The sequence below is a fragment of the Fibrobacter sp. UBA4297 genome, from assembly GCF_002394865.1.
Classification (GTDB): domain Bacteria; phylum Fibrobacterota; class Fibrobacteria; order Fibrobacterales; family Fibrobacteraceae; genus Fibrobacter.
In genome coordinates, this window is the sequence record NZ_DGUZ01000010.1 from 132832 (window position 1) to 158964 (window position 26133).

Sequence of the window (26133 nt, forward strand, 5' to 3'; positions counted from 1 at the left end):
CTTGACGGGGACGAGCGGGCTTCTCCTTTTTATACGAGATGCGCGCGTTTTTATACCGCGATTTTGAAATCGTTTAGGGTTGTGCGGCGGCGGAGTTTGCCTTGCTGCTGCAACCGCTCAACAAGGATGCTTGGGCGTACGTGGAATACGCCAGAAAAATGCTCGATGCAACGGCGTTCGTTAAAGCGTCCACAGCAGATGAGTTCGCATTCTTCGGCTTCGGAGAGGAGAAGGTCTTGTGCAAAATGAGAGGCCTCGAGTTCAAAAATTTCTTCGGGGCGAGCTGCGAGCAATTCAAGTGTTTTGGCTGTTTTTGCGGAATGCGAGAGTGCGGGTTGCGAGTTTGTTTGTGACGCTGTCGTGAACGGCGTCGCGAGTGCTGGCGAGAATGCGCCAAGTTGCAGGCATGTGGTGTGCTTTGGGTGTAATAGCATGTGCCCGACGGCATGGAACAAAGCTTCCAGAAATTTGGAATCGTCCATCTTGGTTGTCGGGAATTGGATGACGGGGCGAGAACCTCTCCAGTAGAAAGCGCAAATGGGTGTGGGTGCCGTGAGGAACGGTTCTACTTCAATGTATTCAATGCCGTTGTTGCGGAGAACTTCGCGAACTGTCGTGCGCAAGTTTTGTCTGTGAAGATAAACGTTCTTGCGTAAAAATTTTAGGTTGGCAATGATGGCGTTGCGGTCTGGCGTGAAATCTGTTGCCAGTCGCTTGACCTCGCGTTCTCCGAGGCGAATCCAAGCGGCGTATGTTTGCGGGTTTGCGGATTGCAGTGTGGTGCTGTAGAAGTTTTCGAATCCGGCGATGCTCCCGATTTGCATGAACTTGAACACGGCGCGAACAAGTTCTACGTCTTTTACGTTCTCAGGTATGTGGCACATCTTTTGCAATGTGCGTATTGGGAATTTGCGAACCCACATCAAAATGTTATTGAATTCTTTTTTGCTTTTAAGGAATGCTGGGAGTTCGGAGTGGTTGTCGAGAGCGTTGTCGGAGGTGCATTCGGAATCACTACCGAAGGCAAGCTGGAATGCGACTTTTGCTTCGTCGCGATTGCTTTCCATGAGGCTGCTGCGGGAACAGCCAAGACGGCGCAAAAGTTCGTCTTGCGTGATGTGCTCCCGTTTTTGAAGTTGCTTAATGGATTCTTTCAAGCTCATGGTTTTAAAATAAATAATTAACGTGTTAGGTGTCAAATTTATTTCAACAATTCTTCGGGGACGCATTCTGCCATTGCTTCGTAGGCTTTAGCGCTCGGGTGCAAATGGTCGCCCGAATCGAACCCGTTGCTGAACTGTTTCGGGTTGTCGTGACCGCGGACTGCCTTGTCAAAATCGACGCAGCCGTCAAAATCGGGGGCGGTGCGGAGCCATTCGTTGAACGCCGTGCGGATGATGTCGCGGTTTTCGTTGTAGGTGCGCCAGCCGTAAATCGGGAGGAGCGTGCCGCTGTAAATCTTGAGCCCGAGCTTGCGCGCATGCGTAATGTAAAGCGAACGCACGCCGTTGATGAGGTCGTCGGCCGTAGGCATGTCGCTCCAGGGGCGGAACTTGTTGACTTCTACGCCGACAGGGTGAATGATGTCGTTGATGCCGTGCTGCACGATGACAGCGCGTGCGCCTGCCACGTTCATTTCGATGGGGAAACGCGTGGCGCCTTTGAGGCCGTAGGCGGCGTAGGTGATGCAACTGTATTCGCGGAGAATGCGCGTGCCGCTTACTGCGCGACGGATAATCGAAACGTTGTTGAAGCCTTCGCGTGCACAACGCAGCGTGAGATAATCGGGCCAGTCCTGCGCTGTAATGGAATCGCCGAAACACACCAGCGCGAAGTTCTTTTCTTCGGTGAAAATGTCGATGGTGTTGAGGAAATAAATCCAGTTCGTTTTGCGCGTTAAGTCGTCAGGAAGTGTTGCGGACTTTGCGAAATTGCCGTAGCTGTACTTGCCGCCCGAAAGCGGGCCCGTGATGGCCGTGCCTGCGTTCATCTGCGTGAAGTCCGCGAAGTACAGGCTTACATCGAATGTTTCGCCTGCGGTCACGTCGAATGGTATTTCGTCACTCAAGATTTCTTCACCTGCGGGGATTGCGGCAGAAGTTTTTCCACCGAAAGTAATTGCTGTAGGCGCGTACTCAATGTTGCTTGATGCATTGGCGAACTGCTCGCGGGATTTGGCGGAATGCTGCGAGGACTGCGCGGAGCTCGCCGGGGAATGTGCGACATATGCTTCGGAAATTGTCACGGGTTCCGTGCCGGTGAGGTTCGAAAAATGGAACCGCAACTTGTTCCCCGAAAAGCACGCGCGAATCGGGTAACGCAGCGTCAAGTCTTTGGCGTAAGTCGCTTCTTTGCGGTCTGTGATAGAGGTGGCGTTTCCCCAGCAGGCAACCCATTTCGAAAATTTCTCTGGCATATTGACTCCGCGAATGATTGCAACAGACAAAAATAGAAAAATGTAAATCCGCTATACCAGTCGGCAAATCGGCAGCAGATACAAGAAGCATGCGCACAGCACGGAACTGGCAGGGGCATTGGCCGCTGCAAGCACCATCGCCGTCGCAACCGACCACGGCACAAGCGCAATCACCGTCACCGCCGTATCATAAAGATCAAGTGCGTGGGATTTATCCTTGACGATTGCGTTTGGCTTATCGCCAGGTTTAACTGTGTCGCAAAATTTTTTAGCGCCCGAAGCAGAATTCGTGTCAAGATTTTCCGTGAGTTGGTGAGTCAGAATGATGGTGAGCGTCTGGTTGCAAACAACGCAGGCCGTAACGCAAGAAGCCACGAGCGTCGCACAAAAAGAGTTTGTCTTGGTCGCGATTTTTTCAACCGCTGATTTTAGGGGCGCAAGCATTCCGGTCTCCTTGAAAATCCCCGCATAGCAACCCGCAATAACCACGATCCAGAATACATTCAGCATCGAAAGAAGTCCGCCGCCATTGATCATCGGCGCAAGTTCCGGAGTGTGGGCGTGGAATCCAAAAACAACTGCTCGCAATACATCGGCAAGGGAACGGTTTTCAACAACGAGGGCGAACGGCAACGCCGCGAGAGCGCTCAGGAGCAACACCCGCGAAGACCGCACCCGGAGTACGGATAAAATAACCATCAAAACCGCAGGGAAAATGCACCACGGCGAAAGACTGAATTCCTTTGCGAAAAGCGCTCGCACCGGTTCCGCCGAAAAATTGCCCGCAACATCGCTTGCCACGCTTAAACTCCCCGCAGCATTAACGCCGCTTGCGTAAGTCAAGCCGCCCGCCACCCCGCTTAAATCATTCGCGAAACCGCCGAGACCAACAACCAGATAAATCGCGCAACTCAAAAGCAGCGGGAGCCAAGTGGTTTTCAGCATCCGCCGCACATTCGCGTAAATATCCGTATTCGTGATGTTCGTCGTCAAAAGCGCCATCGAAGAAATCGGCGAAATCCTGTTCCCGAAATAGGCCCCCGCCAAAATGGCGCCGCCCACCCAACAAGGCGACACACCGAGCGCATTCCCCGCCGTCGCGCAAACCACCCCCACCGTTGCCGCCGTACCAAGCGCAGTCCCCGTCAAGAGCGACATGGCGCAATTCAGCAGGAATACCGCAAGCAAGAAACCGCTCCCGTGAATAAACTTCACCGAATGCACCACCAACAGCGGGATTACACCACCCGCCCGCCACAAGGCCGTCAACAGCCCGAGCAGCACAAACAAAATAAGAATCCCCTTCGCCGTGACAATGCCTCGCCCACACATGGCAAGCACACGCCGCGCCCCATGCCCCCGCACCAGCGCATAACCTACAAAAAGCGCAAGCCCCGCCAGCATGGCAAACACCAGCTTCACCTTGAAGGCAAACGCCGCCACCAAGACTGCTACGAACAAAAGAAGTGTACAAAGCTCAAGAAACATGGAGAGGTAAATTTAGATTTAAAAATTGCACTTTTCCATAAAATCAAGTTTGCACTTATCCCTATAATAGGCTATATTCTTTTATGTACCGTGCCAAGCGGTGGTTAATTTTTATATGGAACAGTGCTTTTTTAATAATATGTCCGAGAAGGTCGTGGATGACCTTCGTAAAACGGTCGTTCCTGGTTCCCGCTTGTCTATTGCTGCAGCAAGCTTTTCCCTATACGCTTTTGAGACATTGAAAGATGAACTTTGGAAAATTGATTCTTTACGGTTCATTTTTACTTCAAGGACATTTGTCAAGAAACAGGTTTCAAAAGAAAGTAGAGAATTTGACATCTCCCGTAACGCACGAGAACAAGCACTCAACGAGGAACAGTCTGCCCGCGAGCGTTCGCTGTTCGGTAGCGAATTTGAATTGAAGTTGCGTAACCAGCTAAACCAGAAGGCGATTGCGGTGGAGTGCGCGGAATGGATCCGTCAGAAGGTAAAGTTCCGGACGAATGTTACCGACTTGAATTTTCAAACATTCATGCATGTAAAGCAACCCGACGATGACGCACTTTATACGCCGTTCAACGAGTTTTCGGCGGTGGGCCTTGGTGTAGAAAAAGGCAACAACATTTCCAATTTTAGCATGAGGGTTTCGGCGCCTCTTTCAAATGACTATATCAACAAGTTTAACGAATGTTGGTTTGACGAATCGCAGTTTGAAGAAGTGACCCAGGCGGTCATGGATAGCATCGCTACGGTCTATAAAGAAAATTCTCCCGACTTCATTTACTTTGTAACGCTCTACAATATTTTCCATGAATTCTTGAACGACATTAGCGAAGATGTTTTGCCGAATTCGGCGACGGGTTTTAAGGAAAGCGCTATTTGGCAAAAGCTTTACAACTTCCAGAAAGATGCGGCGCTTGCTATCATCAACAAATTGGAAAAATACAACGGTTGCATTCTCGCTGATAGCGTGGGTCTCGGCAAGACTTTCACTGCACTTGCGGTGGTCAAGTATTACGAGAATCGCAACAAGAATGTGCTGGTGCTTTGCCCCAAGAAGTTGAACAACAACTGGATGACCTTCAAGAACAACCAGACAAACAACCCGCTTGTTACGGACCGCTTCCGTTACGACGTGCTGTATCATTCGGATCTCTCGCGCGATTCGGGGAGCACGAATGGCCTTGACTTGAGCCGCATTATTTGGAGCAATTACGACCTTGTGGTGATTGATGAATCCCATAATTTCCGTAATGGCGGCACAGCGACGGGCGAGGATTTTTCGGTTCATGATTTTGACGACGATGTCGATCGCAAGGAAAATCGTTACCAGCGCTTGTTGAATCAGGTCATTCGCAAAGGCGTGAAAACGAAAGTGCTGATGCTTTCGGCAACGCCGGTGAATAATCGCTTTAACGATTTGAAGAATCAGTTGCGTTTGGCTTACGAAGACGATTCGGAAAAGATGGATTCTCTGCTGAATTTGAATAACGGCATTGATTCTATTTTCAAACAGGCGCAGAGTGCTTACAATGCGTGGGCAAAACTCCCTGCTTCTCAGCGAACAACGCAGGCTCTTCTGGATACTTTGAATTTTGATTTTTTCGAGCTGCTTGATTCGGTGACGATTGCGCGTTCCCGCAAGCATATCGAAAAATTTTACGACATCAATGAAGTGGGTAAGTTTCCAGAGCGTTTGCCACCGATCTCGGAGTCTCCCGAGTTGACGGATTTGGTGGGGATTTCGTTCGATAGCATTTACTTGCTATTGAGCCAGTTGCAGATGAGCGTTTATAGTCCGGCGAGATTTGTGCATCGTAGCCGCCTTGAAAACTACATTGATAGTTCTGAAGAAAAGGATTTACTTTATGGTCGTGAACTAGGTATTCGAAAACTCATGAGCATCAATATGCTCAAGCGTTTGGAAAGTTCCGTCTATTCGTTCAAGCTGACATTGAACCGTTATTGTGAACTGGTTCAAAAAACAGTTGACAAGATTGAGAGGTACAAGAAGAGTATTGATGCTGGCAATGCGACTGCGGATGCAGATGCTATTTACGATATCGATTGCGCGGCCCTGGAAGATGACGAATTTACCGTCGGCAAGGATGTACACTTCAATTTGGCCGATATGGATTACATTGGTTGGCTGAATGAACTCCGTCAAGAATTAAATGTACTTGCTCAATTGCAAAAAACGATTGAACAGCTTTCTCCTGAACATGATGCAAAACTTCAGACGCTTTATGACCGAATTTGCAACAAGATAGAAGCCCCAATCAATTCTGGGAATAAGAAGATAATTTTGTTTACTGCATTTGCCGATACTGCGAAATACCTTTATGAACAGCTCTCTGCGAGATTGAACAAAGAGTATGGAATATATACGGCTTTGGTGACGGGCGATATGGATGGCCGTACGAACCTCCCGAATTTGCGAGCCGATTACGATATGGTTCTGACGTATTTTTCGCCGCAGTCCAAGGAACGCCATTTGCTCAGGAACGTTGTTCCAGGCGATATCGACTTGCTGATTGCGACGGACTGCATTAGCGAAGGCCAGAACTTGCAGGATTGCGATTACCTAATCAATTACGATATCCACTGGAACCCGGTGCGCATTATCCAGCGCTTTGGCCGTATAGACCGTATCGGCAGCAAGAATGCAAAAATCCAGCTGGTGAACTTTTGGCCCAACGTGAGCCTCGATGAATACATCAACTTGAAATCTCGTGTGGTCGCCCGCATGAAAATTTCGGTGATGACCGCGACCGGCGACGACAACCCCATCAGCGCCGAAGAGAAGGGCGACTTGGAATACCGCAAAGAACAACTGCGCAAGTTGAAAGAAGACGTAGTTGACCTTGAAGACATGAAGGGCGGCGTGAATATCGTGGATTTGGGCTTGAACGATTTTCGCATGGACTTGCTGCAATATCGTGAAACCCATCAAGAAGTTGAAAATGCACCCACGGGAATTTATGCGCTCGTGCATGCCGACGAAACAGGCGAATTGCCGCCCGGCGTGATTTACATTTTGCGCAACCGCAACAACGCCGTGAATATCCGCAGCAAGAATCGCTTGCACCCCTTCTACATGGTTTACTTGAAACAAGACGGCAGCGTCGTTTGCAACCATCTTTCGCCGAAAAAGATTCTTGACCTGATGCGCCACGCCTGCCGCGGGCTTGCCTCGCCCGACATTGCACTTTGCAAGGCCTTCAACAAGGAAACTGCGGACGGTCGCAAGATGGGCAAGTACAGCGACCTTTTGCAGCAGGCAATCGCCTCGATTATCGAAGTCAAGGAAGAATCCGATATCGACAGCCTCTTTGGAGAAGGCGAGACCACCGCACTCACCGGCGAAATCCGCGGCTTGGACGATTTTGAACTCGTGACATTCCTGGTGGTAAAATGATAAACCTGCCCTCTTCGACATTCGTGGGCAAGGTGGTGCCCAAGGAAAAGTTCTACAGCAAGTGCGCCGTAAATACGGCGACCAAGAACCTGTTTGTCAAGTATGTAGAACAGATTGTGTGGCAAAACAAGCTGACTGCGCAGACCATGGCCGCCGAAAAGGGTTTGCTGGTAAACGAAATCGATGTCTTTGAAGTCAAAATGAAATCGTTCGATTGCCCGCGAAAGTTGTTTGAATTTATTGACCAGAATTTACACCACCACAATGTATTTGTCTTGACTTATGACGACAAGGCAAAACTCTTCGTGAACTTCAAGGAAAAAGAGAAGGACGAAGTGTTTTTGGAATCCTTCGAAACATCGTGGAGACCTGCCGACGAGCCCGTATTTAATTTGTTTGGCAGCAACATGGACGAAATTTACGAATCCATCGTCCGCAGTGCCGCCCCAGATTACGTCATTGCGAGCGAAGCGAAGCAATCCAAAACATCATTAAAAGACTATATTATACAAAGTAAACAAAATGCCAAAATCCAAGCCCAAATCGAAAAACTGGAGAAAAAACTCGCCAACGAAAAGCAGTTTAATCGCCAGGTGGAGATAAGGGCTGAGATTAAGAGCTTGGAAAAGGAACTATGAGTAAGTCAGATTTTTTTGTCGTCATAACAATCGTATTGATGATTATTACATTATTTTCTGAAACAAATAGAAAATATATTTTGTATAAATTTTCATTATTAGAAAGATTGATAGTCTTACTATTTTTTATTCTGTTACATGTTTTAGTATGGTCTGACAGATTTATTTGGTGGAACGATACTCTTTTCGATATTCAATATTTATATAATCATTATCCCAGTTTGCGACATGCAATTTCTATTATGCCGATAGATTGTTATCCGACGCCATCGACATATGCGTATATTGTTTTTATCGCTATTTTATGCTTTGTGTGTATAGATATCGCTTATGGGAAATATGCAAAAAAATATCATGATAAAATTATTGAAGAATTTCATTGTTTTATTCAGGCTGAGAAAACATGGGATTTACTTTTATTGATTAAAAAAGGAATTTATGATGATGTTTTGAATTATTTGAAGGAAAAACAAAAAATTGAAACGGAAAGAAAGAAAAAAACTCGTTCTAGGAATATCAAGGAATTAAGAGAATTAAGGTTGGAAAAATATACATGCCAGTCAGAAATCAAAACATTTGAGTCAAATTTCTATGAACTAAAAAAGAAAGGAAAATTATTGAAGAAAAAGATTTGTTTCTTTGAAAGAAAAAAGCAAAACAAATCCAATTATATAACGCAGAAAAAAAGAGAGTATTCTGGATGTAAAGCAAAAAGGATCGTTTCAAAAATAGGCCATTTTATTTTAGATAGTTTAAAAAACATAGCTTCTTTTGTAAAAAAGAAGGCAATCAGTATAAGAACAGCGGTATGTTGTCAATATCTAAGGTTAAGATTGGGATATATAATAAAAAAAATGTGGAAAATTAACACAATGCTATCAAAGAAAAAGAAATGGCTTAAAGAAAAGGAAATGTCGTTTTTGAGTCTTAAAGATTTTGACTTGTCAAATATTTATGTTGATCAGGAATGTGACGAAAAAATTCGGAAAGTGCAAGAAAAATACTCATTTGCATATAAAGCGTTTGAAGAATTTATTGAAAATGAACTATTTGTTGAGAAAACGATAAATATTCAGCCAACTTTTTTTTGCCAAATAATTTCCATAATGGCGAATCGGGAAAAAGAGGAATTTGTTCGAAGAGTTTTGAGATTTTTATTTGAAAAGAATAATTCGCTTTTTTTTAAAGAAGTGAATGCGGCTGAAAAAATTGCATTTGATAGCGGTTGTTGCTTTGGAGATAGTTATAAGATTTTAAATTCTTTTTTGGATGATATAAATGTAGCAGTAAAAAATTCAATATGGCGTTCTATCGCTGAACCAACAATTGTTCATTTGCGAAACGAAATGTTAAATAGCAACTCATACTTGTTACGGGGAAAACCAGATAATGATGATACTGAATCTATTTGTTTTTCTGATTCAAAAGTATGGATTGCGATATGCTTCTTTGATATTTTAATGAACTGTGCTATAAAAGACGGAATTGATGATAATGTTTGGATTTCGTACTATTCTGATTTTACAGAATTATTATTGAAATGTATGAAGAAATCAAATGTTGCTAATAATGAAAAAACACAAGCGTACTATCTTATTAAAAAAATGGTAATTAATTTAAAAAATTTAACAAGATATGCGGAAATACAAAAGAATGAACGGCAAATAGAACTTTTAAATTTTTGTAAAAAAGATATGTCCGCACACATAAAAGGAGCGAATGTATTAAAACCTTCAATAAGACTAAAGCTTATAAATGCTTTGTGATAATTCCCAAGTACACTCCATAGATAAGGCGACATTTGAATATCCTGATGTAGTTTAAACAAATGTTAAAATTTACCACGAATATTTTAGGAAGAAATGATGTCTTACAAAAAAATTGTAATCGCTAAAATTGCATGGTCTTCAGAATATCAAGGTGGCCCAGTTTTTGGGAACCATAAATATTTAATCAAACAAGCAAAAAAGAAAAAAACTCTAAAGAAAAATGAGAATGGGTATTATGCGCTAGCGTTGGGCCATGAAGCATATAACTTTCGTCCATATAAAGGGGTCGTATATGCTTATATACCACCGATAGGTGAACAATTTGTTCCGCCCAAGCCGGCAGAAAAGGATGATTGGCTAATAATTTTTGTTTCCAGGATTTCTGGCAATGGAGAATTGGTTGCTGTCGGGTGGTATGAGCGAGCCTCATTCTGTTGGAATGAGGAACTTGATGAGGAAGACAGTCAGTATTTAATTCGAAAGGAATATGCAGATAATCCCTCATTTCCCTTAGATGGGGATAACAATCATTATCATTATTGCGTTGAAACAGAAGAGCTGAACGCGCATTTTATTCCTGAGGAATATAGAAAACAATTTAAAATTGACAAAAGGTATGAAAGGATTGTCCAACGCAGTATAGCTTATGCCAAAGGAAATAAAACTGTAATAAGTGAAGATAACAGACAATATTTAATTGATTTTGCAAAAAAAGTTACAGCCTTTAAAGTAGATAATAACGATGCTGATTCGGATGCGTTATCTAATAAGGCGGCAAGATTTATTCCTCCTCGGACAGAAACAAAAAAGAGTATTGAGGAAAGCGCAATATTGTGCGCGGAATCTTATTTCAAATCGTTGGGTTACAAAATTATTGATGTTCAAAAAGAAAATTTAGGATGGGATATAACCATCCAAAGAATTATAAATCGTAAATTGGAAGAATTGCATGTAGAGGTAAAAGGAACTAGTAGAGATGAGTTCCACCTGTTTCTTAGTAAAAACGAATACAATACCATGTTGTCTGACGATAACTGGCGGATTTTTATTGTGAAAAACGCTCTGTCAAAAAATAAAGAGTATGACTATTTAGATAGAAAGGACTTCATGAAACTATATTTTCGCGAGCCCTTCTGTTTCGAATGCCAAAAGAAGGAAAAATTATAGTTTTTTCAACATAAAATCCGGCTAAAATTATAGATATTTCAACATGCGGCGCGATTTTTGCCGGAAAATGGCGAAATTTCGCTAAAATCGCCATTTTTTCATTTCAATCGGAAAGAAGTTTTCTTTCATTCAAATCTCTTGTTTTTCCTTCAAAAACAACCTATATTACACACAGTGTGTAATATGTCGAGGTCTTGTATGGACGTGTCGGAATGCCCTATCTGTGATTCCAGGAATATCGAAATTAAAGAAAAATTGAAGGAAGTTTTGGTCCCGATGGCAAAGTCTGCTTTGCAAAAAGTCCGATTTTGCCACTGCAACGACTGCAATTCAGATATTCGTCTGAGTTCTGATTCACATAAAATTGTTGAACAGAGAATAAAGGAAAAAGCAAACGAAAGCATGCCTTCGTTGATTGAAAAAATCAACAAGGCTGGCTATTCTGATGCCCGCCTGGAACGCGCCCTTGATCTGGCGCCCCATACCGTGAACCGCTGGAAACAAGGGAAGAAAATATCCGCAGCTGTTTTGGCTTTAATTCGTTTTGTTGCTTCCCAGCCCAAATTGATTGATTTCGCCGAAGAAGGCTTTGCCGATGGTGATTTGAAACTTAATGTTGAATAATTGAAGGGAAATCATAAAGAATTAGACCATCAACAACCGATATAATTATATATTTCGGACAAAGGTATCCCATGGAAAAGATGAAGTTTGAAACTCCCGATATGGCGCAGATGAATGTCGAGAAGATTGCCGCGCTGTTCCCGAATTGCGTGACCGAAAGCAAGGCCAAGGATGGCAAGTTGAAGAAGGCGGTGAATTTCGATGCGCTCAAGCAGATGCTCGGCGAGAGCGTCGCGGAAGGTGACGAGTCCTACGAATTTACCTGGGTCGGCAAGCGCGACGCCATGGTAGAAGCTGCGAAACCCATCCGCAAGACGCTGCGCCCCTGCGTGGAAGAATCCAAGAACTTCGACACCACCGAGAACCTTTACATCGAAGGCGACAACCTCGAAGCCCTGAAACTCCTGCAAGAAGGCTACCTAGGCAAGGTCAAGATGATATACATCGACCCGCCCTACAACACCGGCAACGACTTTATCTACAAGGACGACTTCCGCATGGACAGCGCCAAGTACGCCGAAGAAAGCGGCGCCGTGGACGACGAAGGAAATCGCATGGTGCAGAATTCCGACAGCAACGGCCGTTTCCATTCCGACTGGTGTTCCATGATTTACAGCCGCCTGCTGCTCGCCCGCAACCTGCTCACCGACGATGGCGTGATATTTATCAGCATCGACGATAACGAACAAGAAAATTTAAAGAAAATATGTGATGAGGTATTTGGTGCAGATTCGTTTATTAATTTAATTGTTGCGAAAACAAAAGATAGCTCTGGAGCCTCTGGTGGCGGTGAAGACAAGCGTCTCAAAAAAAATGTTGAATTCGTATTATGCTATGGTAAATCGAATTTTAAAGCATTTAATCCAGTATACGGAAAAATTCCGTTACCACAATACATTAAAGAGTATAATGATTCAGGAAAAAGCTTTAAATACACGACCGTATACACTAAATTAGGAGAACGAACATATTATAAAACGATTAAAGATGGATCAGGTGCAGATATTCTTATATATAAGCATTCTGGCTACGAAACAAAGAGCGTTTCTAAATTAGCCGCAGAGTTAAATCTTTCCGAAGAAGATGTTTACAAGAAATATTTAGATAGAATTTGTACAACAGAAAATGCGCAGACATCTATAAGAACTCGTGTTCAAGAAGCGACTGATACACAAGATACCCTGTACTCTATAGATTATTACCCTGTATCGGGTCGCAATAAAGGGGCTTTGACAACCATTTATTTTGTTGGTCCACAAAAACGACTGATAAATTGGTTTAATAATGTTTGTATTAAAGAAGGAGAACGCGTTTTTAAAAAAGAAAAAGTTGGAACGCTATGGACTGATTGCAATTGGAATAATGTTGCTAGAGAAGGCGACGTGCCTTTTCCCAATGGAAAGAAATCTTTAGATTTTATAAAAAAAATTTGTAGCCTTGTGACCCAGCCAAATGAAAATTGCATTGTTCTAGATTTTTTCTCAGGGTCAGCAACAACAGCACATGCGATAATGCAAATGAATGCCGAAGATTATGGAAATCGCAAATTTATACTTGTTCAACTTCCCGAAGATCTAGATATTGCGAAAAAAGAATACCAAGGAAATTCAAAAGAGATTGTGGAGAATTGTATTAGTTTCTTAGATGAAAATAAAAGAGGACATACAATATGTGAATTAGGCAAGGAACGCATCCGCCGCGCAGGCGATAAAATCCTCGCAGAGCAACAAGCCAAAGAAAAATCTGCCACCGACAAAACAGACCTGTTCAATAGTGCAAGTAACAAGTCCGCAACCGCAAAACCGTTGGATATCGGCTTCCGCGTCCTGAAAATCGACGACTCCAACATGAAGGACGTCTATTACTCCGCCGGCGAAATCTCCCAGCAAGACCTTGTTGAGCAAATCAGCAACATCAAGGACGGCCGCACCGACATGGATCTCCTCTTCGGTTGCCTCGTCGATTGGGGCGTGCCGCTCTCGCTCCCCATCAAAACCGAAACCATCGAAAACCTCCAAGTCTATAACGTCAATGACGGCGACCTAGTCGCCTGCTTCTCAAGCGACATCCCCGAAGCCACCATCCGCCAAATCGCAGCAGCCAAGCCCCTCCGCGCCGTCTTCCGCGACTCCAGCTTCAAAAGCGACTCCGCCAAAATCAACGTCACCGAAATCTTCAAAACAATCAGCCCCAACACTACAGTCAAGGTTATTTAACTATGGCAAGCAATCCGAGTGATGAAACATTAAACAATACTGAAACCATGCCTCCTCAGAATGGAGAAACTGCTGTACCTCCGCAGGACGGAACTGTGGATGGCGCTGCTGAGGGAGCTCCTCCTCAGGATGGCGGGACTGCTGCACCTCCGCAGGACGAAACTGCGGTTGATGCTGCTGATAATGCGCCGCCTCAAGATGACGGAACCGGCGACCTCCCTCAGGGCGATGCTGGTGGGGCTCCCGATATAAATGATGATATTGATGGACCTTATAACGGGAATTGGGATGAGAAAAAAGTTGATCTAAGCGAACTTATACCTAAATTTGAAAAAAATAATGAATCTGTTATTGACAAAAATTGTGGATTTTGGGTTACGATATTTGTTTTCTTTGCCTTAATTATGGTGTTATTCATAATAGGCGTTTGTGTTTTCTTTTCGCAAGATCCTCCTGATATTCCAGAGAATTGTTTGCAATCGGCTAAATTTTGGTATGTTGTAATTCAGAAAATTGGTTTTATAGTGTGTGTTCTTTTTGTTTTTATGCCCTTACTTAAATTATTTTGCGCTACAATAGGAATGATTAATAAGAGTCAGGAGAATAAATCTATTCGAATGGTGCAAGCCTTACGCTTTTGTTATGTATTGAAATATTTGGGAAAAATTGATAGTGAACTTATGAAACCATTATTAGGTGAGGAAGAAATCCAAGAGAAGAAGAAAAATTCAGAAGAGGATACTAGTATATCCACAAAGGAAGTTGCAACTTTTTTAGAGAAAATAGAACCTATAACCAAGTGGTTTGTTAACTTAGTGAGGAAATAACATGCCATATATAAAAAAAATCGTAACTAAATGTCCTCATTGTGGACAACGCGCTTTTGCACCAATACGTTTTATAAGTGATGATTCTCTTGTTATGGGGGTTCTTGATGCTCAAAGTCGTGAGGATGTTGCCAACAGAAATATCAATTTAGGAGGTAATGGCATAGCAGTGTATTACAAAAGATGCCGCAAATGTGGATTTATGGCTCCATTTCAGGCAAGAATTGTTGATAGGAATGGTGAGCTGTGAACTTTCTCTAAAGGGATGCTCTATATAAGTTTTTCAATATTTGGGAATAAGATATCATGAATGATTCAAATTATACAAATATAAATAGCCGCATATTTTCTAATGAATATGACATTAGAAATAAGAGCATTTTTTTCATTCCCCGAGAAACTGATGCGAAAGGAAATATTGTTTATCTTCAAAGCATTCATTCGTTCTCAAAAATATTAAAGAGAAACGGCTTTGAATGTGTATATGAGAAAGGTGAAAATGTATCGTATCTCGAACAACATTCTATTGATGTTTTTCTCCCAACAATAGCAATTTTGCTCGATTTTTATCTTGAAAATAACGATGTAATTAATCTAATCATCGAGTCAGTAAAAACGTATATCTCGTCTGTTTCTTTCCCCAAAGATGAAAAAGTCAATGTACGCTTTGGAATAGAAATTGTGGACAAAAAGAATAATACAGCAACAAAAATAAATTATGATGGTCCTAAAGAGGGTGTCGATGAAGTTAGAAAGTGTATAAAAGAATTGAAAAAATGATACAGAATGCGGCTCAAATGACCATAAAAGAAATAACGACTCTCTATGAAAAAACTGTGGGAGAGGCAATAAATTATTTAACTTTTTGTAGGGATGTTTCTTTACAAAAGAAAGAAATAGAAGATTTAGAAAAAAATGTAGGAATCTTTAAGAATTTCAAATGGCAAGCAAATAGAGACAAACAAGAAAAATTGTCTAATTTATTTTTTGGATGTCATAATTATTTAAATTCAGTAAAGAATTGTATTGAATCAATTGTTCTTCTAAAAGAGAATCAGCCAGAACGAGCTTGGGATAAATTGATGAATGCAGAAGAATTTTATTCTTGGGCATCAAAGGTGAAGGATTGTCTTTTGAATGAATTTTGCTTAATGGATTATATGAAAAAAATGGAGGAGCTATTGTTTCCTCATTTCAAAGTATATTCGAGTCTAGGCTTTACGACGACGAAGGGTGATTGTAGCGTTTGTTCGAAGAAAATAGATGAATGCGAACATATCGAAGGTAATATTTATTCAGGTTTTGCTTGCTTTGAAAAAAACAAAAAGGTTTTGGATATAGATCATTCAGCTTTAGTTGAAAATCCAAGGGATCGCCGATGCGTTCCAATTGAAATATCTGAAAATGGCAAAATGATAAACTACTTCACATTGAAAGAAATGCGAGATTTGAATGAAAAAGAGAAAGAAGAATGTGCAAAAGGGCATCTTCAAGCAAAATGGGCTATGATGCATTTTGAGGAATTGGACATAAATTAAGATTATTCTTATGGGAAAACATGCCTCATTAAATGGTCATAAATTGCAAAATGGTGTTTTCGTAACGCCATTGAATTCTATTGAATCTTTACAACCATGTAGTTGGTTTACAGAACGCCTGCCGGAATATCTTTGGTTGGGCTTAATTTTAAATTCATTTGAAGAGCGAAAACTTGGATTGAATCGGATAATGCAAATGATGCAAAGATTTATTTTTGCTTCAGATGCGTGGCCTTTTCCTACAATGTCAGGATTATTAGCTTTAAATGATTCTCTGCAAAAAAATATTTTTCAAATTATAGATGATTTAGATTTTAGGAAAGCTCTTGCACCTCTTTCGCTTATATACACGTATTCAGAATACCCCGTTTTCTCTTCTTATTTTTCAGAGAATATTGATTTTGAAAATCAATCTGCGATTTTAGAATCCGTTATTCGGAAGATGGCGGATCATCAATCTAATTTTGCTACGGATATTAGATTTTGCGTTCTGCATTATAGGATTGTTTCGGACAAAATGCATTTTCCCATTGATGTGTTAAGAAGATTCTCTCTATACCCTTTAATAGATCATTCTGAAGAAATAATGCGATCGATTAGGCCTATGATTAGAGCTTCAGAGATGCAATTTTTACAAATAAATCAACAATTTATAGACGACTTTTGGGAAAAAAGTGGAGCTATTTTTGAATGTAAAGGTTTTGCGTTGGACTACACAAAAGAAATTTCTGATGAAGAAGTAGATAAATACACAGCGTATATAAAAGATGTGTTTTATTATTATGGATCTCTGTATAGAATAGCTAATCCGTTAAATGAAAAGATGCTTGTAATGTTAGGATTGGCGACTTATTCGTACAAAAGGTTTCTTGAAATTGTTGAACATAGTTTATATAATTCAATTTCAGGACGTTCGATTGTTCGAGTTCTTATAGAAGACTTTGTGATGATGAAATTTCTTTTGAAAGAAGAGCAAAGAAAGTCTGACATATGGGAAGAGTATCAATCATATGGAATGGGGGGATTGAAACTTGTTACAGAAAGATACGCGGCAACAAATAAATCTCCTAGTGAAAAAAGCCATTTAGACTTGCGTTATTTGAACATCCTTGTCAATGTATTTAAAAATCGTTTAATGCAAAATATGGATACAAGGATGTTTGAAGGGGAAAATATAAAGAAAAAATTTGAAGATGTTGATGAAAAAGATTTGTATTTTATCTACGACTACGATTCTGGTTTTGAGCATGGTTTATGGGGTGCGATTAGAGAATCTGCTTTGTTAGCTTGTGATACTCCAGGGCATCAGTATCACTGTATCCCAGATGTAGAAAATCTTCAAAAGATGAAATCTGTATGGTACGATGCGGTTATGGTGATGAATAAGACCATCGGACTTTTGATTGAAGAATTTGGCATTTCAGATGAATTGAAAAATAGGATGAAGGAAAATGGGCTGTAATTTATTGATTGAGTCCATAAAAAAGATTCAGCAAGAATATCTCATGCTATTGAGAAAGTATGAGTCTTTTGATGTTGATGGAGTTTACTCTATCCAAAACGAGTGTCAGATATTTTGGCTACGACACAAGCGAGAAATAGATTTCTTTATAAATAATTATCCATACGAGTTTGATACATGCGTGTTTATTGGCGGAATGTATCTAAATGTGGCTAGTAAATCACTGTATCCCTTCTTGACATTTGGAAAGAAACATCTTGTTGATGATCCCGTAGCATTGTTGTCCACTAATGGTTCTAAAGAATATTTTGCCGAATATCTAAAACTCGCCATTGCTGATGATATAGACATTATTCAGAATCATAGTGACCAGGTGCTGATTTTACCATTGTCATATTTGTTTGTTGACAAGGAACTTTGTGAAATAGGTGCAAAGAATTCTTTTTGGCATTTATTTCCCGAAGAGGGAATGAATGAAGATGAATATGGGCGTAGATTTCATTCGTTAGATGAAGTTATAGAATGTATCGGAGAGGAAAGAGGTCAATGTCTTTTTTTGAAATATGAAAAAACGACTTTAAAAGAACGATACTTAGAACATTTGGATTCGTTAGGCTTCCCAGTTCTTGATGGAAAAGATTGCGTAATGCAATTTTATGGAATGTGCATGGGTTTATTTCTCCAAACAATGGTAGTAATGACGTTTTGTACGCATTATTGGGTGTTTCCCTTTATAAGGGATCATAGCTTATTCGGCTGTTTCTGCCTTCTTATGAAGAACATGTTGAAGCAGAAAGAGTTTGCAAAACTAAAAACAAGTCTAAATAAGGCTGTAGTGTTGAAGCTTTTCTATGGGCTTTTTGAGTACGAAGAACTAGAGAACTTAGATGATTATTTAAAAATGTTAAATGATTCAAAATTTGAAACAATTGTGTTTAATCGCATGCAAGAAGAGAATGTAGAATGCTGCGAATCCGGTAGTTTTGCAAAAGTCAATACTGTTTTAATTGAAGAAATGCACAAGAGAAATATTCCATGTGTTGTTTAGCTCCCCTTGACGGAGGCTCAAAATAATTATATAACAAACAGTGCCTTGCGGTTGTTTTTGGCTTGTCTGCAAGGAAAGGAGTATATGAAATTGAGTCCGAGTTATGTATATTTTCACTGCAACTTGATGGAGGCATTATGCTTTTTAACGTAGAAAAGCTCATGGGCATAATCGCGTGCATTATGAAACGGATTGACGAGAAATCCATCAATTACATGAAGGTCATCAAGTTGATGTATCTTTCGGACAGGTTGCATATCGATAAATACGATTCGTCGATTTCTAACGACGAGTATTATTCGATGCCGCATGACCCTGTTCTTTCTAGGCTTTACAATCTTATCATGAACGAATCCTGCGACAAGTTCCAAAAGGAATGGGACAAGTTCTTTTTGCGGGACGGATACGATATCGCCATAAGGGATACCTCGGTCAACGAAAAGATTCTTGAACTGTCCCGTGCCGAAGAGAATACCATTGGCGAGATTGTTGACAAATACGGCAGGATGGACAAGTGGGACTTGGTGAACAATGTTGCGGACAAGCTCCCTGAATGGGAAGATCCGCAGGGGTCTTCTATTCCGTTGCCGCTACGCAAGATTATGGAAGCTTTGGGCAAGGACAAAAAAGAGATTGACGTGGTCCTTGCAGAAAGAGCAATCTACAAAAAAGAGTTTGCATAGCTATGTTTCTGCCGTAAAATGGACTTTTTCTGAGAAAATTGTTGAAATACGTTCTGTGAATAGATTTTTCGTAGCGTATTAGGCACCTCCAAAGCAAGGTGGATATTATCCTCTTTAACGAAAAATAAGTATCTTTTAAATTATACGGAGGCATTATGATCCAGGATTCATTCGAATTTGTCGTGTACATGATCCACGCTTGTGCAAACAAGTGGAATCAGCTGCCGTCCGCTGTATATAAAAAACTTAGGGATTCCGGTTGTATCCAAAAGTTCCTTGTTCCCAATTACGAAATAATGCACACGCAAGGGACTGATTTTGTCGTGAGCGATATCGAGGAATATTTGAAAGTCCGCAAGGTAGCTATATGATTGTTGCCTTCATTACGCAGAAAGCGATTGATTCGTTGCTGACGTTTGTTTCTGGCGAAGAGGTTTAGCTTATGGATGGCGAAGTTCTAGAGAAGGTTTATCAGGAACGCCTGGAAGAACGGATTATAGCGCATTTGGCGCAGGTGCGTAAGTGTTCGCTGGAAGAAGCTATGGATCTTTATTACCAGAGCAAGCTTGCCGATAAAATCCATGAGGGCGTTGAAGGCATCCAGTATCTTGATTACAAAGTCCTTGTGCAGATACTTGAAGAAACAGAACTTTCTGCAAAACATTCCTAATTTTACACTATGAAAATCCAGTTCAAGTACCAGCAGTTCCAGGCAGATGCCGCGAAGGCCGTTTGCGATGTTTTCGCGGGGCAACCCTACCTGGAATCGAGCTACTTGATGGATTCAGGGACGACCAAGCTCTTTGGCGGCAGTGTGCCTGCCCAGAGAGGCGTGACCGGTTTTTGCAACCAGCGTCTGGTGCCCGAGCTGAGTGATTCCAAGGTGCTTGCGAACTTGCAGGCAGTGCAGTCTGCGAATCTTTTGCCGCAGTCCGACAAGCTGGAAGGCCATTACAACCTGACCATCGAAATGGAAACGGGTACGGGCAAGACCTACACCTACATCAAGACGATGTACGAGTTGAACCGTGCCTACGGCTGGACCAAGTTTATCGTAGTGGTGCCGAGTATTGCCATTCGCGAGGGCGTCTATAAGTCGTTCCAGATCATGCAGGAACATTTTCTGGAAGAATACGGCAAGTCCATCCGGTTCTTTATCTACAATTCGCAGAATTTGACTGAGATTGACCACTTTGCGTCGGACAGTCACATCAACGTGATGATTATTAACTCGCAGGCGTTCAACGCTACGGGCAAGGATGCGCGCCGTATCCGCATGAAGCTGGACGAGTTCCGCAGTCGCCGCCCGATAGACGTTATCGCGAGCACGAATCCGATTCTGATTATCGACGAGCCGCAGAGTGTCGAGGGCAAGAAGACGAAAGAGGGCCTTGCGGAATTCCAGCCGCTGTTGACTTTGCGCTATTCGGCGACGCACCGCAAGGACGCCATCTACAACATGGTTTACCGCCTCGATGCGATGGATGCCTACAACAAGCACCTGGTCAAGAAGATTAGCGTCAAGGGCATTACGGTGAGCGGTTCTACGGCGACCGAGGGTTACTTGTACTTGGAAGGCGTTCAGGTATTTACAGACAAGGCTCCTGTCGCGACTCTTGAATTTGATTGCAAGGGCAAGGGTGGCCTGCTCAAGAAAAAGGCTCATGTCACGAAGGGTTTTAATCTTTATGAACAGTCGGGTGGTCTCGAAGAATACAAGGACGGCTATACCGTTACCGAAGTGAACGGCAATGAATCTTCTGTGACTTTCACGAACGGCAAGAAGATTTTTGCCGGTGATTGTGTGGGCGTGGTGAACGAGGAACAGTTGCGCCGCATTCAGATTCGCGAAACGATTATTTCGCATTTCGAACGCGAGCGGGCGCTTTTCGGCAAGGGCATCAAGGTGCTTTCGCTGTTCTTCATTGACGAGGTCAAGAAGTATCGCGATTACGACGCTCCGGACGAGATGGGTATTTACGCCAGGATGTTCGAAGAAGAATATGAAGCTGTTCGCAAGTCGATGCAGCAGGATTTGCTGGAGAGCCCAGAGTATTTTGAATTCCTGGAAAAGACGGATGCCCACAAGGCGCATGCGGGGTATTTCTCCATCGACAAGAGCAAGAAGGGCGGCGGTCGCTTTGTAGATAGCAAGGTTGCACGCGGGTCGTCGGATTCCGACGATATTGACGCTTACGACTTGATCATGAAGGACAAGGAACGCTTGCTTTCGCGCGAAGAGCCGGTGCGGTTTATCTTTAGCCATTCTGCACTGAAAGAAGGCTGGGACAATCAGAACGTGTTCCAGATTTGTACGCTCAAGAGCAGCGCTTCGGAAGTTCGCAAGCGGCAAGAAGTAGGCCGCGGGTTGCGTTTGTGCGTAAACCAGAACGGTGAACGCATGGACGAAAGCGTCTTGGGCGGTGATGTGCATTTGGTGAATGTGCTGACGGTTATCGCAAATGAAAGTTACGAGGATTTCGCGAAGGCGTTGCAGACTGAAATGGCCGAAACGATTGGCAGCCGCCCGGTCAAGGTGACGATTGACCTGTTCAAGGAAAAGTCGTTTACTTCGGAATCTGGCGAAAAGTTGTTTGTAACGGATGACTTTGCGCAGACGGTTTACGATGCTTTGCTGGAATGCGGCTATGTGAAGAAAGGCGCTTTGACAGATAAGTATCGCACGGACAAGGCTGCGGGTACGCTGACCCTTTGCGAAGAAGTCGCTCCTTATTCCGCAAGTATTTGCAATGTACTTGATACGCTTTACGATGCCGATGCGATTAAGCCCGAAGATGCCCGCAAGAACAATGTGGAACTGCACTTGAACAAGAGCAAGTACAATTCCAAGGAGTTCAAGGAACTCTGGCAGAAGATTAACGCGAAGTCCGCTTACGTGGTGGATTTCGAGACGGATGAACTTGTCCGTAAGTCAGTCGATGCGCTGAATGCGAACTTGCGCGTAACGAAGATTTTCTTCAGAGTGTCGCAGGGCTCTCTGGATAAAATCAAGTCCAAGGAACAGTTGGAAGCGGGCAATGCCTTTAAGATGGAAACTACGGAATCCAGGGCTGCCGTCGCCACCGCAAATTCCAGCGTCAAGTACGACTTGATTGGAAAGATTGTCGAAGATACGGGACTTACCCGCAAGACCGTTGGCGAAATTCTGAGCAAAATCCAGAAGGCCGTCTTTGACCAGTTCCAGGAAAACCCAGAAGAGTTTATCATCAAGGCGAGCCGCCTAATCAACGAGCAGAAGGCGACCGTCATCATTGAGCATATCACGTATAACAAGCTGGAATCTAGTTACGAGACGAGCATCTTTACAGACAACACGATGAAGGGCCGCCTCGGCATGAATGCCTGCGAAACGCACCAGCATTTGTACGACCACCTGATTTACGATTCCAGTAACGAACGCGACTTCGCGCAAAAACTGGAAACGAGCAAGGAAGTCTCGCTCTACATCAAGTTGCCCAAGGGATTCTTTATCAATACGCCCGTCGGCAAGTATAATCCCGACTGGGCAATCGCATTCCATGAGGGCGAAGTCAAGCATGTGTATTTTGTTGCCGAAACCAAGGGCTCCATGAGCACCATGGAACTTCGTGAAATTGAATCCGCCAAAATCAAGTGCGCCCGCAAGCATTTCGCCGCCATCTCCAGCGACTCCGTCACCTACGACGTGGTGGATTCCTACGAACGATTGCTGGATTTGGTAAAGTAAATCTACTTCTTCCTCAACGGTTTCGCTGTTGATCTTTTTGCGTTAGGGGTGGAGGGGCTTGACAATATTTCTCTATGAATATACATTTAGTGCTCGGATGTGTAAAAGATGGCGGAGATATGTCAAACGAACTAGCTAAACAGATATCGTATATTCTTTACAGCAGTCCTGAAGAAGATGTCAAGGTTATGGCCCTTGTCAAGGACGAGACCATCTGGTTGACGCAAAAGGCGATGGCTGAGCTTTTTGACTGTTCGACGGACAACATCAGTTTGCACTTGAAAAATGTTTTTGCCTCCGGAGAATTGGAAAAGAAATCAGTTACCGAGGAAATCTCGGCAACTGCCAGCGATGGCAAAAACTATAGAATGAATTTTTACAACCTTGATGCGATTATTTCCGTCGGTTACCGTGTAAATTCTGCGAAGGCTACAAAGTTCCGCATTTGGGCTACGGGAATCCTGAAGGAATACATCAAGAAGGGTTTTGTGCTCGACGACGAGCGCTTAAAGCAAGGCAATGCTGTTTTTGGGAAGGACTATTTCAAGGAACTTTTGGAAAGGGTCCGGTCTATTCGCGCGAGCGAACGCCGCATCTGGCAACAGATAACGGATATTTTTGCAGAGTGTTCCATAGACTACGACAAGGATTCCGAAATAACGAAAAAGTTTTTCGCTACGGTTCAGAACAAGTTCCATTATGCGATAACGGGACGGACCGCTGCAGAAATTGTGTATGAGGAGGCCGACCACAAAAAAGAGCACATGGGTCTTACGACATGGAAAAATTCTCCGAGTGGTCGTGTGCTGAAAAGCGATGTGAACATTGCCAAGAATTATTTGTCGGAAAAGCAGATCCGCCAGCTGGAACGTGCTGTGAGTGGCTATTTTGACTACATCGAAGACTTGATTGAACGAGAGATTGCTTTTAACATGGAACAATTTGCTGCTAGTGTAAACGAGTTCTTGGAATTCAGGCGCTACGATATTCTCGATGGCAATGGAAAAGTCAGCCGGGACCAGGCCGACGAGAAAGCTTTCGGGGAATACGAGATTTTCAACCGCACGCAAAAGATTGACTCTGATTTTGACAAAGCGATTCGGAAAATAAAGAAGAATTAAGTTGTGCCGTGGAAAGTCCGCTGAGCAAGTGATAATTTCTATCTTTCTTTGCATGCCCGATTTTGAAATCAATAACCAATCTCCGGCCGATAAGGTCGCCTCCTCGGAGCAAGCCTCTGCAGCTCCGTCCCAGACTCTTTCTTCCGCACGTATCAAGCGTATGCGCGGGTGGTTGGGCGTAAAAAGCTCGTCGTCGTTGGGCGGTTACGATGATGAAGGCGGTGGCGTTGTCTACGGCGAAGGGCATTCCGGCTGGAATCGTTAAGAACAGAGTATAAGAAAAATCCCTCGGCAGGTGCCGGGGGATTGTCGTTAGAATTTGTAATGAGATTGCTTCGGGGGCTATTCGCCCCTTGCAATGACAAATCGCCCTGGATCCTATCGGTCGCCTTGCGGCTCCCTCCAGGATGACACGCGGGGTGCGGCACTTGCCGTCTGCGATTCTGTCTACTTCCTACTGTCTACTATTAATAGCGATAATGATCAGCCTTGTACGGGCCTTCCACAGGCACGCCGATGTAGTCGGCCTGAGCCTGCGTGAGGCGGGTGAGGTGAACACCGAGCTTTTCGAGGTGGAGGCGTGCGACCTTTTCGTCGAGGATCTTCGGGAGCGTATAGACGACGCCGCTTTCGTACTTGATGCCTGCGACAGTCTGCTTGCCCTGGGCGTTGAGCCAGAGGTCGATCTGAGCGATGGTCTGGTTCGTGAAGCTTGCACTCATCACGAAGCTCGGGTGACCGGTGGCGCAGCCGAGGTTCAGCAGGCGGCCCTCAGCGAGCACGAGGATGCTGTGGCCGTCGGGGAAAATCCATTCGTCGTACTGCGGCTTGATTTCGTTACGCTTGATGCCCGGAATCTTCTTGAGGCCGGCCATGTCGATTTCGTTGTCGAAGTGACCGATGTTACCCACGATGGCGCGGTGCTTCATCTTGCTCATCTGGGCGGCGCTGATGATGCCGGTGTTGCCGGTGGTGGTCACGAAGATGTCGGCGTAGCTCACGACTTCGTCAAGGGTCTTGACTTCGTAGCCTTCCATGGCGGCCTGGAGTGCGCAAATCGGGTCGATTTCGGTGATGATCACGCGGGCGCCCTGACCGCGAAGCGACTGAGCGCAGCCCTTACCCACGTCGCCGTAGCCGCACACAACTGCAATCTTACCTGCCATCATCACGTCGGTGGCGCGGTTGATGCCGTCGATGAGGGAGTGGCGGCAGCCGTAGAGGTTGTCGAACTTGGACTTCGTGACGGAATCGTTCACGTTGATTGCCGGGAACTTGAGACGGCCGGCCTGGGCCATCTGGTACAAGCGATGCACGCCGGTAGTCGTTTCTTCGGAAACGCCGCGGAGAGCTTCGCGTGCGCGGGTCCACTGCTTCGGATCTTTCTCGAAAATCTTACGGCAGGTGGCGAGGAACACGCCCCATTCTTCGCTGTCGGTTGCAGGGTTGAATTCGGGCACCTTGCCTGCGTCTTCGAATTCTGCACCGCAGGTCACGAGCATGGTGGCGTCGCCGCCGTCATCCACGATGAGGTCTGCGGTCTTGCCGTCGGGCCACACGAGGGCGCGGGCGGTGTTTTCCCAGTATTCTTCGAGGGTTTCGCCCTTCCAGGCGAAAACAGGCACGCCCTGCGGATTGCTCACGCTGCCGTTCTTGCCAACCACGACGGCGGCTGCGGCGTTGTCCTGCGTACTGAAAATGTTGCAGGAGACCCAGCGCACGTCTGCACCGAGGTCCACGAGCGTTTCGATGAGGATGGCGGTCTGTACCGTCATGTGGAGGCTACCCATGATGCGGGCGCCTGCGAGCGGCTTCTTGCCTGCATATTCCTTGCGGAGAGCCATGAGGCCCGGCATTTCAGTTTCGGCGAGGTCGAGTTCCTTGCGGCCTTCGATCGCAAGGTTAATGTCCTTAATTTTGTATTCCATAGTTTATTCCTTTGGGTGCGGTTTTCGCAGCCGCTTTTGGCGCACGGTTTTGGCGACTATTTC

General features: G+C 44.0%; 21 protein-coding genes. 17 read left to right on the plus strand and 4 right to left on the minus strand.

Features of this window, described 5'->3' with window-relative positions; translation table 11 throughout:
* Window positions 1-50 precede the first annotated feature (50 nt).
* The 3 genes from B3A20_RS05500 to B3A20_RS05510 are packed head-to-tail and all read right to left on the minus strand — an operon-like array spanning window position 51 to window position 3877.
* Window positions 51-1157, minus strand: a complete 1107-nt coding sequence (locus B3A20_RS05500; protein ID WP_290762675.1) for a hypothetical protein — start codon at window positions 1155-1157, stop codon at window positions 51-53.
* A gap of 44 nt (window positions 1158-1201) precedes the next feature.
* Window positions 1202-2416, minus strand: a complete 1215-nt coding sequence (locus B3A20_RS05505) for an SGNH/GDSL hydrolase family protein (RefSeq protein ID WP_290762677.1) — start codon at window positions 2414-2416, stop codon at window positions 1202-1204.
* Between the two features lie 51 nt (window positions 2417-2467).
* Entirely contained in the window at window positions 2468-3877 is a 1410-nt protein-coding gene (locus B3A20_RS05510) for a Na+/H+ antiporter NhaC family protein (protein WP_290762678.1), read from the minus strand.
* 142 nt (window positions 3878-4019) lie between these two features.
* Here B3A20_RS05510 and B3A20_RS05515 point away from each other — a divergent pair, with 142 nt between their 5' ends.
* From B3A20_RS05515 to B3A20_RS05595, 17 genes are all read left to right on the plus strand, one after another.
* The gene (locus B3A20_RS05515; protein WP_290762679.1) at window positions 4020-7322 is read left to right on the plus strand and encodes a helicase-related protein; all 3303 of its coding nucleotides are present in this window, start codon (window positions 4020-4022) and stop codon (window positions 7320-7322) included.
* Window positions 7319-7960: a DUF4391 domain-containing protein gene (locus tag B3A20_RS05520; RefSeq protein ID WP_290762680.1), complete on the plus strand. Its 642-nt coding sequence runs from the start codon at window positions 7319-7321 to the stop codon at window positions 7958-7960. The genes B3A20_RS05515 and B3A20_RS05520 overlap by 4 nt, the downstream gene beginning before the upstream one ends.
* Entirely contained in the window at window positions 7957-9726 is a 1770-nt protein-coding gene (locus B3A20_RS05525) for a hypothetical protein (RefSeq protein ID WP_290762681.1), read from the plus strand. The genes B3A20_RS05520 and B3A20_RS05525 overlap by 4 nt, the downstream gene beginning before the upstream one ends.
* Window positions 9727-9822: 96 nt before the next feature.
* On the plus strand, window positions 9823-10896 hold the full coding sequence (locus tag B3A20_RS05530) for a protein NO VEIN domain-containing protein (RefSeq protein WP_290762682.1): 1074 nt from the start codon (window positions 9823-9825) through the stop codon (window positions 10894-10896).
* A 198-nt stretch (window positions 10897-11094) separates the two neighbouring features.
* Window positions 11095-11520: a hypothetical protein gene (locus B3A20_RS05535; protein WP_290726527.1), complete on the plus strand. Its 426-nt coding sequence runs from the start codon at window positions 11095-11097 to the stop codon at window positions 11518-11520.
* 179 nt (window positions 11521-11699) lie between these two features.
* Complete coding sequence (locus tag B3A20_RS05540; RefSeq protein WP_290762684.1) at window positions 11700-13736, plus strand: site-specific DNA-methyltransferase; 2037 nt, start codon at window positions 11700-11702, stop codon at window positions 13734-13736.
* Window positions 13737-13738: 2 nt separating this feature from the next.
* Complete coding sequence (locus B3A20_RS05545; protein ID WP_290762686.1) at window positions 13739-14563, plus strand: hypothetical protein; 825 nt, start codon at window positions 13739-13741, stop codon at window positions 14561-14563.
* A 306-nt stretch (window positions 14564-14869) separates the two neighbouring features.
* Complete coding sequence (locus B3A20_RS05550) at window positions 14870-15343, plus strand: hypothetical protein (protein ID WP_290762688.1); 474 nt, start codon at window positions 14870-14872, stop codon at window positions 15341-15343.
* A gap of 17 nt (window positions 15344-15360) precedes the next feature.
* Complete coding sequence (locus B3A20_RS05555; protein ID WP_290762689.1) at window positions 15361-16101, plus strand: hypothetical protein; 741 nt, start codon at window positions 15361-15363, stop codon at window positions 16099-16101.
* A gap of 10 nt (window positions 16102-16111) precedes the next feature.
* Window positions 16112-17563 (plus strand): DUF5677 domain-containing protein, encoded by a 1452-nt coding sequence (locus tag B3A20_RS05560; RefSeq protein WP_290762691.1) that lies wholly within the window; start codon window positions 16112-16114, stop codon window positions 17561-17563.
* The gene (locus tag B3A20_RS05565; protein ID WP_290762693.1) at window positions 17553-18611 is read left to right on the plus strand and encodes a hypothetical protein; all 1059 of its coding nucleotides are present in this window, start codon (window positions 17553-17555) and stop codon (window positions 18609-18611) included. The genes B3A20_RS05560 and B3A20_RS05565 overlap by 11 nt, the downstream gene beginning before the upstream one ends.
* Before the next feature lie 137 nt (window positions 18612-18748).
* Window positions 18749-19294: a Panacea domain-containing protein gene (locus tag B3A20_RS05570; RefSeq protein WP_290762694.1), complete on the plus strand. Its 546-nt coding sequence runs from the start codon at window positions 18749-18751 to the stop codon at window positions 19292-19294.
* A gap of 155 nt (window positions 19295-19449) precedes the next feature.
* On the plus strand, window positions 19450-19665 hold the full coding sequence (locus B3A20_RS05575) for a DUF3791 domain-containing protein (protein ID WP_095879321.1): 216 nt from the start codon (window positions 19450-19452) through the stop codon (window positions 19663-19665).
* Window positions 19666-19736: 71 nt separating this feature from the next.
* A complete protein-coding gene (locus B3A20_RS05580; RefSeq protein ID WP_073306048.1) occupies window positions 19737-19964 on the plus strand; it encodes a hypothetical protein in 228 nt (75 codons plus the stop codon).
* A gap of 9 nt (window positions 19965-19973) precedes the next feature.
* Window positions 19974-23021 (plus strand): type III restriction-modification system endonuclease, encoded by a 3048-nt coding sequence (locus B3A20_RS05585; RefSeq protein ID WP_290762697.1) that lies wholly within the window; start codon window positions 19974-19976, stop codon window positions 23019-23021.
* Between the two features lie 119 nt (window positions 23022-23140).
* Complete coding sequence (locus B3A20_RS05590) at window positions 23141-24142, plus strand: virulence RhuM family protein (RefSeq protein WP_290762698.1); 1002 nt, start codon at window positions 23141-23143, stop codon at window positions 24140-24142.
* A 52-nt stretch (window positions 24143-24194) separates the two neighbouring features.
* Window positions 24195-24407: a hypothetical protein gene (locus B3A20_RS05595; RefSeq protein WP_290762700.1), complete on the plus strand. Its 213-nt coding sequence runs from the start codon at window positions 24195-24197 to the stop codon at window positions 24405-24407.
* Between the two features lie 202 nt (window positions 24408-24609).
* On the opposite strand, the gene ahcY is transcribed toward B3A20_RS05595, so the two are convergent.
* Window positions 24610-26070, minus strand: a complete 1461-nt coding sequence (ahcY, locus tag B3A20_RS05600) for an adenosylhomocysteinase (RefSeq protein WP_290762701.1) — start codon at window positions 26068-26070, stop codon at window positions 24610-24612.
* Window positions 26071-26133: the final 63 nt, after the last annotated feature.

What these genes read in the sequence shown, in the direction of transcription:
- B3A20_RS05505 (WP_290762677.1), bottom strand. Translation starts at nt 2,416, where the DNA reads ATGCCAGAGAAATTTTCGAAATGGGTTGCCTGCTGGGGAAACGCCACC.
- B3A20_RS05515 (WP_290762679.1), top strand. Translation starts at nt 4,020, where the DNA reads ATGGAACAGTGCTTTTTTAATAATATGTCCGAGAAGGTCGTGGATGAC.
- B3A20_RS05520 (WP_290762680.1), top strand. Translation starts at nt 7,319, where the DNA reads ATGATAAACCTGCCCTCTTCGACATTCGTGGGCAAGGTGGTGCCCAAG.
- B3A20_RS05525 (WP_290762681.1), top strand. Translation starts at nt 7,957, where the DNA reads ATGAGTAAGTCAGATTTTTTTGTCGTCATAACAATCGTATTGATGATT.
- B3A20_RS05530 (WP_290762682.1), top strand. Translation starts at nt 9,823, where the DNA reads ATGATGTCTTACAAAAAAATTGTAATCGCTAAAATTGCATGGTCTTCA.
- B3A20_RS05535 (WP_290726527.1), top strand. Translation starts at nt 11,095, where the DNA reads ATGGACGTGTCGGAATGCCCTATCTGTGATTCCAGGAATATCGAAATT.
- B3A20_RS05545 (WP_290762686.1), top strand. Translation starts at nt 13,739, where the DNA reads ATGGCAAGCAATCCGAGTGATGAAACATTAAACAATACTGAAACCATG.
- B3A20_RS05550 (WP_290762688.1), top strand. Translation starts at nt 14,870, where the DNA reads ATGAATGATTCAAATTATACAAATATAAATAGCCGCATATTTTCTAAT.
- B3A20_RS05555 (WP_290762689.1), top strand. Translation starts at nt 15,361, where the DNA reads ATGACCATAAAAGAAATAACGACTCTCTATGAAAAAACTGTGGGAGAG.
- B3A20_RS05560 (WP_290762691.1), top strand. Translation starts at nt 16,112, where the DNA reads ATGGGAAAACATGCCTCATTAAATGGTCATAAATTGCAAAATGGTGTT.
- B3A20_RS05565 (WP_290762693.1), top strand. Translation starts at nt 17,553, where the DNA reads ATGGGCTGTAATTTATTGATTGAGTCCATAAAAAAGATTCAGCAAGAA.
- B3A20_RS05570 (WP_290762694.1), top strand. Translation starts at nt 18,749, where the DNA reads ATGCTTTTTAACGTAGAAAAGCTCATGGGCATAATCGCGTGCATTATG.
- B3A20_RS05575 (WP_095879321.1), top strand. Translation starts at nt 19,450, where the DNA reads ATGATCCAGGATTCATTCGAATTTGTCGTGTACATGATCCACGCTTGT.
- B3A20_RS05580 (WP_073306048.1), top strand. Translation starts at nt 19,737, where the DNA reads ATGGATGGCGAAGTTCTAGAGAAGGTTTATCAGGAACGCCTGGAAGAA.
- B3A20_RS05585 (WP_290762697.1), top strand. Translation starts at nt 19,974, where the DNA reads ATGAAAATCCAGTTCAAGTACCAGCAGTTCCAGGCAGATGCCGCGAAG.
- B3A20_RS05590 (WP_290762698.1), top strand. Translation starts at nt 23,141, where the DNA reads ATGTCAAACGAACTAGCTAAACAGATATCGTATATTCTTTACAGCAGT.
- B3A20_RS05595 (WP_290762700.1), top strand. Translation starts at nt 24,195, where the DNA reads ATGCCCGATTTTGAAATCAATAACCAATCTCCGGCCGATAAGGTCGCC.
- ahcY (WP_290762701.1), bottom strand. Translation starts at nt 26,070, where the DNA reads ATGGAATACAAAATTAAGGACATTAACCTTGCGATCGAAGGCCGCAAG.